This is a genomic window from Streptomyces sp. PCS3-D2, from assembly GCF_000612545.2.
Taxonomy (GTDB): Bacteria; Actinomycetota; Actinomycetes; order Streptomycetales; family Streptomycetaceae; genus Streptomyces.
Genome location: NZ_CP097800.1, coordinates 4,994,548 through 5,005,828, shown reverse-complemented (window position 1 = coordinate 5,005,828; position 11,281 = coordinate 4,994,548). Strand labels below are relative to the sequence as shown.

Sequence of the window (11,281 nt, the reverse complement as noted above, 5' to 3'; positions counted from 1 at the left end):
CAGTCGAACGCCCGTACTTTAGCCCCGGCTTGTCCGGATTTGCCGACGAGCGTGTAACAGGGGTTAGCAAGGCCATGGCCTGAGGGAATCACCGCGTCATGAACCACAACGCACCCCTCCCCCTCGCCCACCTCACCGGCAACAGCCCGCGCGTGCTGACCCTCGCCCAGCTGCGCGAGCACGGCGTGAGCGCTTCCGAGGCCGCCGAGCGGCCCTGGCAGCAGATCCTGCCCGGTGTGTTCCTGCTCCACACCGGGCCGGCGACCAGCGAGGAACGGCTGCACGCGGCGCTGCTGTACGCGGGCCGGCGCGGCGCGGGCGAGGCCATGATCACCGGGCTGGCGGCCCTGGCCCTGTACCGCTTCCCCTCCGCGCCCCCGCTGCTCGCCCTCTCGCACATCGACGTCCTGGTGCCGGGCACCCGGCGGCTGCGGTCCACCGGCGACGTGCGGATCGTGCGCGTGCACACCGCGCCCCGGCCCCAGGAGGTCACCGGGCTGCCCGTGGCGCCCGTCGCGCGGGCCGTCGCCGACGCCGTCGCGCAGCTCGACGACGCCGGTACCGTACGCCGGCTGCTGAGCGAGGCGGTCCGCAGCGGGGCGTGCGAACCGGCCGCCGTCGTACGGGAGCTGACGGTGGCCCGGCTGCTGAACCGGCCGCACGTGGTCGACGCCGTCGAGTCCCTGCTGGCGGAGGGCCGGGCGATCGCCGAGGACCGGCTCTACCAGGTCGTCCGCGGCCATGGACTGCCCGACCCCGTATGGAACGTGGACCTGCGGATCCCCGGCGGTCCGCACCTCGGCGGCGTCGACGCGTTCTGGCCCGAGCACGCCGTGGCCGTGGAGATCGACACCCGCGCGCCGCGTCAGGGGGAGGACGAGGGGTGGTCCGCGTGCGTGCGCAAGCGGGAGGCCCTGGAGCGGCTCGGGGTGACCGTCGTCCACATCACCCCGCGCAAGCTCCGGGACTGGCCCGAGCAGCAGGCCGCGGTCATCCGGACCGCCCTGACGGCTTCCGGTGACCGCGAGCCCGCCGCCTACCTGGTGGTGCTCCCGAGGTGAGGGGAGTACTCCGGGGTGCTCCACAACAGCCGCCCCGGATGTACGGCCTCCACCACCGACTCCACCCTGAAGCGGGTGCGACGGCTGCCGTCGGACGCGAACTCCGTCCGGGCCCGGCCGCTGAGCTGGAGGACGGCCCCGCTCTCCCAGTCCGGGAAGAGCAGCCCGGCCCGCGGGTCGGCGGTCAGGTTCCCCAGGGTCAGGAACATGGAGTTGCCCGCGTAGTCGGGCCAGGCCAGCTCGGCCGGTGACAGCACCTCCACGAAGCCCGGCAAGCCGCCGCGGTGGCTGGCGTCGGCCCCGTCCGGTCCCGTGGTGGCGACGAAGAAGGTGTCGGCCGCCCGTACGGTCCGCACCTGGCCGGCGGTGAGCGCGTCCCCGCGGTGCACCACTCCGGCCCCCTCCGCGACCCGTTCCAGCGGCTGCCGCTTCTGCAGGTACTTCGGACAGTTGGCGAAGACCTGCTCCGCCTCGACGGCGAAGCCCCGCGGGGTCGTCGCGAGCGTTCCGTTGAGCCGCATCCGGCGCCGGGTGCGCGGGTCGAGGGCGAGGGTCCCGAGCCGGGTCCCGGCCGTGGCCAGCGCTTCGGCGAGCGGATCACCCGCGAGCGGACCGCTCGTGACGGCGATCCGGTGCGGGCCGGTGGCCCGCACGAAGCCGGGCGGCCCGGTGAGCCAGGAGGCCCACATCCGGCCGGCGCCGTCCGCGGCCCCGACGACCAGGTGCGGCTGGAGCTCCAGGAAGGCCGCGGCGACGTCGCGGATGCCCGTTGTGATCGAACGGCCGACGTGCTCGGCCGGCCCGCGCACGCCGACCCGCTCCTGCACCGCCAGCGAACCCCGGTGATAGACCCCGCTCATGAGAAGAACCCGCAGGTCGGCGCCCCTGCGGTGGGAGCGGGGGCACCCTCGGCACCGGCCGGTACGGAGATCTCCAGGCGGATGCCGTCGGGGTCGTGGAAGAAGATGCCGCCGGAGGCCGTGCCCTCGCCGTGCGCGACGAGGCCCTCGTGGGCGAAGGTGACGCCCAGGCCGCGCAGCCGCTCCTCGTACGCGCGCACCTCCTCGACCGTGCCGGCCGAGAGGGCCAGGTGGTGCAGGCCCGCAGCGGTTGGCACGAAGGGGCCGTCGGCCTGCTGCCAGAGCGTGAGGACGGGCTCGCCGTCCTGGCCCAGGAAGGCGAAGCGGCGGCCCTCCTCCTTGCCTTCCTCCAGCGCCTGGAAGCCGAGGGCGTCCCGGTAGAAGGCGAGCGAGCGGTCCAGATCGGTGACGTTCAGGCCGACGTGCCCGGTGCGGAGCTTGCTGATGGCGGTGGTCATGACGGGTCCTTCCCCAGAGGCCGTTCAACGAGTTCTAACCTTCTACATGCACTTTAGGGGTTAGGGAGGAGGGCGTCAACCGTTCACGTATCCTTGAGGGGTTAGTGAATGAGGAGAGGGACATGACGACTGCGGACCCGCGACCCCTGACCGGGGAGCCGATCGCCCTCGACCTGCTGAACACGCGCTGGATGCGCGAGGGTGAGCCCGTCGACCTCTTCGCCGGCGCCTTCGGTCTCGGCCGGGTCGAAGGGCTCGCGGTCTGGCTGCGGTCCACCGGACTGGCCGACCGGTTCCAGGCCGACGCCCCGACCCTCGTCCACCTGATGACCGCGCGCGAGGCCTTGGCCCGCGCGGTGGCGGACCCGGCCGACGACAGTGCACGGGCACTCGTGGACGCCGTACTGGAGCACGGCCGCATCCGCGCCACCCTGACCCCCGAAGGTCCCGGCGAGCGGGCCGAGTTCGCCGATCCGGCCTGGGGTCCGGCCTGGACGGCCGCGCGCGACTACCTCGACCTGCTGAGCTCGACGCCCGAGCGGATCCGCGCCTGCGCCTCGGAGACGTGCATCCTGCACTTCCACGACACCTCGCGCAACGGAACGCGGCGGTGGTGCTCGATGTCGTCCTGCGGGAACAGGGCGAAGGCCTCGCGCCACTACGCGCGCACGCGCGAGCGCTGATCGCTCGAAATCTGTCACACCGGTGCCGGCGCCCGGCCTCGCGCCGGTGTCGACTCGGGGCCGCCATGTCGATAAATCGACTACTTGGCCCCAGGGTTTCGCACCACTGTGCCCGGATACGGGCTCACTGGCGGAAACACCGCACTGGCGAGTGTCCGCCACGGTAGGTCTCGGTCGATGACATCCCTCCCCAAAGAGCGGTCCGTTGCGCAAAGCTGACCGGTCATCCGGCACCGAAATCCGGACCGTATCTTTCACTTACCAGGGATGCTGATGACCCTCGAATCCCCCAGCTCCATACCCGGGGCCAGACGTGCCGTGCGCGTCGCGGCCGCGGCCGGCCTGGTCGCCGCCCTCGTGGCCGGCGGCGCCGTGCCCGCGTTCGCGGCGACCGGCACGGACACCCCGGGCACCTCACCGGCCGTCAAGTCCGCTGACCAGAAGCTCGGTTCGGCCGACGTCGAGCTCCTCCAGGAGGCCAAGGCCAAGGGTGACGCGAACGTCACCGTCATGGTCGCGACCGCCCCCGGCCAGACCAAGCAGGTCGCCGACCAGCTGGACTCCGTCCAGGGCGCCTCGGTCGGCCGGACCTACGACAACCTGGGCTACGTGCGCGCCACCCTGCCGACCGGCAAGGCGGAGGCCGCGCTGAAGGCGGCCGCCAAGCTGTCCTCGGTGCACGGCATCGACCTGCGTCACGAGATCCAGCTGCCCGACCCGCGGCCCGACGCCGGCCGGGAGAGCGGCACGGCCAAGAAGACCTCGGCCGGGACGTACGCGGCGCCGGACCAGAACACCCCGGCGAAGAACCCGTACAACCCATCCTTCGAGACCGGGGCGGTCGACTTCGTCGCGCAGAACCCGCAGGCCGACGGCCGCGGTGTGACGATCGGCATCATGGACTCGGGTGTCGACCTCGGCCACCCGGCCCTGCAGAAGACCACCACCGGCGAGCGCAAGATCGTCGACTGGGTGACGGCGACCGACCCGATCACCGACAACGACGGTACCTGGCGGGCCCAGATCACCCCGGTCACCACCGCGGGCGGCACCTTCACCGCGGGCGGCCAGAGCTGGAAGGCGCCCGAAGGCAGCTTCCAGTGGAGCCGCTTCAGCGAGTCGATCACCGCGAACGGTGACATGAAGGGTGACGTCAACCGGGACGGGGACACCACCGACCGGTTCGGCATGCTGTACGACGCGGCCGCCGGCACCGTGCGTGTCGACACCGACCAGGACGGCGACTTCACCAACAACGAGCCGATGAAGCCGTACAAGGACGGCTACCAGATCGGTTACTTCGGCACGGACAACCCGGCGACCGACGTCGCCGAGCGGATCCCGTTCGTGATCGAGATCCGCAAGGACGTCCCGATGGACCCGCTGGGCGGGGACTGGGTCGGCAAGAAGGTCGACTTCGTCAACATCGGCATCATCGAGTCCGAGCACGGCACGCACGTCGCCGGCATCACCGCCGCCAACAGCCTCTTCGGCGGCAAGATGAACGGCGAGGCGCCCGGCGCCAAGCTCGTCTCCTCGCGCGCCTGCTCCTGGTCCGGCGGCTGCACCAACATCGCGCTGACCGAGGGCATGATCGACCTCGTCGTCAACCGCGGTGTGGACATCGTCAACATGTCCATCGGCGGCCTGCCGGCGCTGAACGACGGCAACAACGCGCGCGCCGAGCTCTACCGCAACCTCATCGACACCTACGGGGTCCAGCTGGTCATCTCCGCCGGCAACTCCGGCCCGGGGCTGAACACCATCGGCGACCCGGCCCTCGCGGACAAGGTCATCTCCGTGGGCGCCTCGGTCTCGAAGGAGACCTGGGCCGCCAACTACGGCTCCGGCGTGAGCACGAAGTACAACATGTTCCCCTTCTCCTCGCGCGGTCCGCGTGAGGACGGCGGCTTCACGCCGACCATCAGCGCCCCCGGCGCGGCCATCAACACCATCCAGACCTGGCTGCCCGGCGCGCCGGTGAAGGAGGCCGGCTACACCCTGCCGGCCGGTTACGGCATGCTCCAGGGCACCTCGATGGCCTCGCCGCAGGCCGCGGGCGCGAGCGCCCTGCTGATCTCGGCCGCGAAGCAGCAGAACATCAAGCTGACCCCGGCCTCCCTGCGCATCGCGCTGACGAGTTCCGCGAAGAAGATCCACGACGTCCCGGCGCACGCGCAGGGTTCGGGTCTGATCGACGTGAACGGCGCGTGGGAGTCCATCCAGCGCGACGCCAGGGCCAACGAGTTCACCGTCAAGGCGCCGGTCGACACCGCGATCGACCAGTTCCTGAAGACCCCGGGCTTCGGCACCGGCCTGTACGACCGCGAGGGCGGCCTCAAGGTCGGCCAGAAGAAGGTCTACAACGTCGTCGTCACCCGCACCACGGGTGTCAAGTACGGCACCCGGCACGACCTGAGCTGGCGCAACAACGACGGCACCTTCAAGGTCATCGGCGGCTACGACTACGTCACCCTGCCGCTGAACAAGCCCGTCACCATCAAGGTCGAGGCCAAGCCCAAGACGGCCGGCGTCCACAGCGGCATCCTGCAGCTGGACGACGAGACCACCGAGGGCATCGACAAGCAGATCCTGACGACCGTCGTGGCTTCCGCCCCCCTGGCCGCGCCGGCGTTCTCCCTGTCGCAGTCCTCCACCGTGGAGCGCAACTCGCACAAGTCGTACTTCGTGACGGTGCCGCCGGGTGCCAAGAGCCTGGAGGTCGCGCTCAGCGGTCTCGCGGCCGGCGCCCAGACGCGCTTCATCGCGATCCACCCGTACGGCGTGCCGGTGGACCCCACGTCCACCATCAACTGCTACCCGAACTACGACAACCCGGCCAACACCTGCCGTCCCGACGTGCGCTCGTACCCCGAGCCGGCGCCGGGCGTCTGGGAGATCGAGGTCGAGGCCCGTCGTACGTCGCCGGTCCTGGACAACCCGTTCACGCTGGACGTCTCCGTGCTCGGCGCTGCCTTCGACCCCGCGGTCAAGGTCCTGCCCGAGGTGAAGCAGGGCACCCCGGCCCCGGTCCAGTGGAGCGTCAAGAACTCCGGCGCGGCCATCTCCGGCGGCAAGCTCAAGGGCGGCCCGCTCGGTTCCGCGAAGGTCGCCAAGCCGACCATCGCGGACGGTGAGACCCAGACCACCGAGATCGCGGTGCCCGCGGGCACCTCCCGCCTCGACGTCGCGATCGGCAAGGTGTCCGACACCGCCGCCGACCTCGACCTTGAGGTCTACAAGGACGGCGTCAAGGTGGGCTCCTCCGCCGACGGCGACTCCGAGGAGGCCGTGAGCCTGGTGAACCCGGCCGCGGGCACCTACACGGTCAAGGTGATCGGCTACGCGGTCCCGGCCGGCTCCACCACCTACGACTACCGCGACGTGTTCTTCTCGGCCGCCCTGGGCTCCGTCCAGGTCGACGAGGCCGCCGCGGTGAACCTCGCCACCGGCGCCACCGCGCAGGTCTCGGCGAACGTCCTGGTCACCGGCGCGGCCCCGGAGGGCCGTCAGTTCTTCGGCCAGGTCGAGCTGCTCAACGCCCGCGGCACCGCCGCGGGCACCGGCAGCGTGCAGATCGAGAAGGTCCTCCCCTAGCACCTTCCGCGGGGAACCCGAGGGGGCGGCGCTCTGACGAGCACCGCCCCCTCGGGCCGTTTCCCCTCCGGCTCCGGCTCCGGCTCCGACCAGGCAAAACGGCTGTTCCGGAGCCGGCGGGGCACCCCCGTCACGCAGGCGTCACGGGGGTGCGCATCCAGAAAACCGTCCGTTCCTCGGACAATGAATTGGACAAGGCGCGTGGGGTCGAACGCATGATGGCTCCACGCGCGCCCGCGTCGTACGGAGCAGAAGGAGTCACCGTGAGGGTCGGAATCGTCGGAGCCACCGGTCAGGTCGGCGCAGTCATGCGCAGCATCCTCGCCGAGCGCAAGTTCCCGGTGGACGAGCTGCGCCTGTTCGCCTCGGCCCGGTCCGCCGGCTCGACGATCGAGTGGGAGGGCCGCGAGATCACCATCGAGGACGCCTCCGCGGCCGACTACTCCGGCCTGGACATCGTGCTCTTCTCCGCGGGCGGCGCCACCTCGAAGGCCCTGGCCGAGAAGGTCGCCTCGCAGGGCGCCGTGGTCATCGACAACTCCTCCGCCTGGCGCAAGGACCCCGAGGTCCCCCTCGTGGTCTCCGAAGTCAACCCGCACGCGATCCGGAACCGCCCCAAGGGCATCATCGCGAACCCGAACTGCACCACCATGGCGGCCATGCCGGTGCTGCGCCCGCTCCACGACGAGGCCGGCCTGACCTCGCTGGTCGCCACCACCTACCAGGCGGTCTCCGGCTCCGGCCTGGCCGGTGTGGCCGAGCTCGACGGCCAGGTCAAGGCCGTTGCCGAGGGCGCGACCGGGCTGGTCCACGACGGCGGTGCCGTGGACTTCCCCGAGCCGGGCGTCTACAAGCGTCCGATCGCCTTCAACGTGCTCCCGCTCGCCGGTTCGATCGTCGACGACGGCTCCTTCGAAACCGACGAGGAGCAGAAGCTGCGCAACGAGTCCCGCAAGATTCTGGAGATCCCGGAGCTCAAGGTCTCGGGCACCTGCGTGCGCGTACCGGTCTTCTCCGGGCACTCCCTCCAGATCAACGCCCGCTTCGACCGGCCGATCAGCGTCGAGCGCGCCTACGAGCTGCTGAAGGACGCCGCGGGCGTGGAGCTCTCCGAGATCCCGACCCCCCTCCAGGCCGCAGGCCAGGACGCCTCGTACGTGGGCCGCATCCGCGTCGACGAGACGGTGGACAACGGCCTCGCGCTGTTCGTGTCGAACGACAACCTCCGCAAGGGCGCCGCGCTGAACGCGGTCCAGATCGCGGAGCTCGTGGCCGAGGAGCTGCGCGGCTGACCCCGCACCCGGAACCGCACCGCCCGGAGGGCGGGCGCCGCACGGCGCCCGCCCTCCGGGCACGTCAGGGCCGGCGCACCTCGAACAGGAAGCAGCCGTACTCGGCGGCGCGGACGTGCACGAGGGCCACCGCGGGGTCGGCGAAGGCGTCGCCGAGAGCCTGCTCGATCATCCCGTCGGGATCTTCTCCGAGGTCCAGGAGCCGCCCGCCGAGGATGTGCCCGCGGGCGTCGTACCGCCGGACGGTGCGCCGCGCCCCGGACCGGACGAAGGGGTGTGCGTCGCCGCCGGCGGGGCCCCCGCACGCCTCGGCGTGGACGAAGACGGGCCCCTGTTCGTCGTAGGCGCCGGGATCGGCGCCGGTACGGGCCGCCCAGCGGCGCAGCGGCGCGTACGAGACGAGGGCGATCCGCTCCCCCACCTCACTGGGGCGCAGGCAGCACCGCAGCGGCTCACCGCCCTTCTCGTCGGGGTACGGGACGAGTGGCCGTCCCGCATCGTCGTGCGCGCGGAGCTCCTGGAGCGCCGCCTCCTCGATGGGCCTGGCCCGGTGTCTGATGGTCATGCCCAGCAGCCTGCCGGGAACGGGCTCGTCCGTCCGGCGGGTTTCCGACCTCGCGTTCGCCCGTGGATTACTCCGGGGCGGTGACCCTGCCCCCATGGAAGGATGGCGGGGCAACGTCACCATCGAAGGAGATGACCGCGTGCCAGGCACGAACCTCACCCGTGAAGAGGCTCAGCAGCGTGCGAAGCTGCTCACCGTCGACTCGTACGAGATCGAACTCGATCTCAGCGGTGCGCAGGAGGGCGGCACCTACCCGTCCGTGACCACCGTGCGCTTCCAGTCGGCCGAGGCCGGGGCGGAGACCTTCATCGACCTGGTCGCCCCCGCGGTGCACGAGGTCGTCCTCAACGGCAAGGCGCTGGACGTCGCCGCCGTCTTCCGCGACTCCCGGATCGCCCTGGCGCACCTCGCTGCCGGGGCCAACGAGCTGCGGGTCGTCGCGGACTGCGCGTACACGAACACCGGTGAAGGCCTCCACCGCTTCGTCGACCCGGTCGACCAGCAGGCCTACCTGTACACCCAGTTCGAGGTGCCGGACGCCCGGCGGGTCTTCGCCAGCTTCGAGCAGCCCGACCTGAAGGCCACGTTCCAGTTCACCGTGACGGCCCCCGAGGGCTGGACGGTCGTCTCGAACTCCCCCCGGGTCGTTCCCGAGGGCGCGGCGCAGGCGGACGTCAAGGACACCGTCTGGCGTTTCGAGCCGACCCCGCGCATCTCCTCGTACATCACGGCGCTGATCGTCGGCCCGTACCACTCGGTGCACAGCTCGTACGAGGGCAGGGACGGCCAGTCCGTACCGCTCGGCATCTACTGCCGCCCCTCGCTCGCCGAGTTCCTCGACGCAGAAGCGATCTTCGACGTGACCCGGCAGGGCTTCGACTGGTTCCAGGAGAAGTTCGCCTACGACTACCCCTTCGCCAAGTACGACCAGCTCTTCGTGCCGGAGTTCAACGCGGGCGCGATGGAGAACGCGGGCGCGGTCACCATCCGCGACCAGTACGTCTTCCGCTCGAAGGTGACGGACGCGGCGTACGAGGTGCGCGCCGAGACCATCCTCCACGAGCTCGCCCACATGTGGTTCGGCGACCTCGTCACCATGGAGTGGTGGAACGACCTGTGGTTGAACGAGTCGTTCGCCACCTACACCTCGATCGCGTGCCAGGCGTACGCGGAGGGCTCGAAGTGGCCGCACGCGTGGACCACCTTCGCCAACTCCATGAAGACGTGGGCGTACCGGCAGGACCAGCTGCCGTCCACGCACCCGATCATGGCGGACATCCGCGACCTCGACGACGTCATGGTCAACTTCGACGGCATCACGTACGCCAAGGGCGCCTCGGTGCTCAAGCAGCTCGTCGCCTACGTCGGCATGGACGCCTTCTTCAAGGGGGTGCAGGCCTACTTCAAGGCGCACGCCTTCGGCAACACCCGCCTGTCGGACCTGCTGGGCGCGCTGGAGGAGACCTCGGGCCGCGACCTGGCGGCCTGGTCGAAGGCATGGCTGGAGACGGCCGGCATCAACGTCCTGCGCCCGGAGGTCACCACCGACGCGAACGGCGTGATCACCGCCTTCGGCATCCGCCAGGAGGCGCCCGCTCTGCCCGCCGGCGCCCAGGGCGAGTCCACGCTGCGCCCGCACCGCATCGCGGTGGGCCTGTACGAGCTCCAGGACGGCGCGCTGGTGCGCACCGACCGCATCGAGCTGGACATCGACGGCGCGCTGACCACGGTGCCGGAGCTGGTGGGACGTGCCCGTCCGGCGGTGTTCCTGCTGAACGACGACGACCTGTCGTACGCGAAGGTCCGTCTGGACGAGGCCTCCCTCGCCGCGGTCACCGCCCACATCGGCGACTTCGCGGAGTCCCTGCCGCGTGCCCTGTGCTGGGCGTCGGCCTGGGACATGACGCGTGACGGGGAACTCGCCACCCGCGACTACCTCGCGCTGGTGCTCTCGGGCATCGGCAAGGAGTCCGACATCGGCGTCGTGCAGTCCCTGCACCGCCAGGTGAAGTTGGCCATCGACCTGTACGCGGACCCGGCGTGGCGCGAGGAGGGGCTGGCGGCCTGGACCGAGGCCACCCTGGAGCACCTGCGTGCGGCGGAGCCGGCCGGTGACCACCAGCTGGCATGGGCGCGGGCGTTCGCGGCATCGGCCCGCACCGAGGAGCAGCTGGCGTACCTGTCGGCGCTGCTGGACGGCTCGGCCGAGGTCGAGGGCCTGGCCGTCGACACCGAGCTGCGGTGGGCGTTCCTGGAGCGGCTCGCCGCGACGGGCGTCGCGGACGAGCCGCAGATCGCGGCGGAGCTGGAGCGGGACGCGACGGCGGCCGGCGAGCGGCACGCGGCGACCGCGCGGGCGGCTCGCCCGACGGCGGCGGCGAAGGCCGCGGCGTGGGCCTCGGTGGTGGAGTCCGGCGACCTGCCGAACGCGGTGCAGGAGGCCGTGATCGGCGGCTTCGTCCAGTCCGACCAGCGCGAGCTGCTGGCCCCGTACACCGCGAAGTTCTTCGCGGTGGTCAAGGAGGTCTGGGAGACCCGCAGCCACGAGATCGCCCAGCAGATCGCGGTGGGCCTGTACCCGGCGCTCCAGGTCTCGCAGGAGACCCTGGACGCGACGGACGCCTGGCTGGCCTCGGCCGGCCCGAGCGCCGCGCTGCGGCGTCTGGTGTCGGAGTCCCGGTCGGGCGTCGAACGTGCGCTGAAGGCCCAGGCCTCCGACTCCGCCGCCGCTCGGGTCTGAGGGCTCCCGGGCTCTGCCCGCCCCG

Annotated in this window: 8 protein-coding genes; 5 read left to right on the top strand and 3 right to left on the bottom strand. The window is 71.4% G+C overall.

What is annotated here, in order from left to right; all coding sequences use genetic code 11:
• Positions 1-98: 98 nt before the first annotated feature.
• Positions 99-1,061, top strand: coding sequence for a hypothetical protein (locus AW27_RS21995; protein ID WP_037923686.1), 963 nt, complete (start codon positions 99-101; stop codon positions 1,059-1,061).
• Here the strand turns inward: AW27_RS21995 and AW27_RS21990 are convergent.
• Positions 1,037-1,921, bottom strand: coding sequence for a pyridoxamine 5'-phosphate oxidase family protein (locus AW27_RS21990; protein ID WP_037923683.1), 885 nt, complete (start codon positions 1,919-1,921; stop codon positions 1,037-1,039). The genes AW27_RS21995 and AW27_RS21990 overlap by 25 nt on opposite strands.
• Positions 1,918-2,379 carry a VOC family protein gene (locus AW27_RS21985; RefSeq protein ID WP_037923680.1) on the bottom strand — a complete coding sequence of 154 codons (462 nt, stop codon included), beginning with the start codon at positions 2,377-2,379 and terminating at the stop codon, positions 1,918-1,920. Before AW27_RS21985 ends, AW27_RS21990 begins: the two co-directional genes overlap by 4 nt.
• 122 nt (positions 2,380-2,501) lie before the next feature.
• Here AW27_RS21985 and AW27_RS21980 point away from each other — a divergent pair, with 122 nt between their 5' ends.
• The 3 genes from AW27_RS21980 to AW27_RS21970 all read left to right on the top strand — a co-directional run bounded on the left by AW27_RS21980 (position 2,502) and on the right by AW27_RS21970 (position 7,951).
• Positions 2,502-3,062 carry a CGNR zinc finger domain-containing protein gene (locus AW27_RS21980; protein ID WP_037923678.1) on the top strand — a complete coding sequence of 187 codons (561 nt, stop codon included), beginning with the start codon at positions 2,502-2,504 and terminating at the stop codon, positions 3,060-3,062.
• A gap of 273 nt (positions 3,063-3,335) precedes the next feature.
• Entirely contained in the window at positions 3,336-6,659 is a 3,324-nt protein-coding gene (locus tag AW27_RS21975; protein WP_037924361.1) for a S8 family serine peptidase, read from the top strand.
• Positions 6,660-6,922: 263 nt separating this feature from the next.
• Entirely contained in the window at positions 6,923-7,951 is a 1,029-nt protein-coding gene (locus tag AW27_RS21970) for an aspartate-semialdehyde dehydrogenase (protein WP_037923676.1), read from the top strand.
• A 64-nt stretch (positions 7,952-8,015) separates the two neighbouring features.
• Here the strand turns inward: AW27_RS21970 and AW27_RS21965 are convergent, their stop codons facing one another.
• On the bottom strand, positions 8,016-8,516 hold the full coding sequence (locus tag AW27_RS21965) for a DUF1203 domain-containing protein (RefSeq protein WP_037923673.1): 501 nt from the start codon (positions 8,514-8,516) through the stop codon (positions 8,016-8,018).
• A 139-nt stretch (positions 8,517-8,655) separates the two neighbouring features.
• Between AW27_RS21965 and pepN the strand changes: the two genes are divergently transcribed.
• The gene (gene pepN, locus AW27_RS21960) at positions 8,656-11,256 is read left to right on the top strand and encodes an aminopeptidase N (protein WP_037924358.1); all 2,601 of its coding nucleotides are present in this window, start codon (positions 8,656-8,658) and stop codon (positions 11,254-11,256) included.
• The last annotated feature ends 25 nt before the right edge of the window (positions 11,257-11,281 follow it).

Excerpts from the sequence above, each read along its gene's own strand:
- AW27_RS21985 (WP_037923680.1), bottom strand. The coding sequence starts at position 2,379 with ATGACCACCGCCATCAGCAAGCTCCGCACCGGGCACGTCGGCCTGAAC.
- AW27_RS21980 (WP_037923678.1), top strand. The coding sequence starts at position 2,502 with ATGACGACTGCGGACCCGCGACCCCTGACCGGGGAGCCGATCGCCCTC.
- AW27_RS21990 (WP_037923683.1), bottom strand. The coding sequence starts at position 1,921 with ATGAGCGGGGTCTATCACCGGGGTTCGCTGGCGGTGCAGGAGCGGGTC.
- AW27_RS21995 (WP_037923686.1), top strand. The coding sequence starts at position 99 with ATGAACCACAACGCACCCCTCCCCCTCGCCCACCTCACCGGCAACAGC.
- AW27_RS21975 (WP_037924361.1), top strand. The coding sequence starts at position 3,336 with ATGACCCTCGAATCCCCCAGCTCCATACCCGGGGCCAGACGTGCCGTG.
- AW27_RS21965 (WP_037923673.1), bottom strand. The coding sequence starts at position 8,516 with ATGACCATCAGACACCGGGCCAGGCCCATCGAGGAGGCGGCGCTCCAG.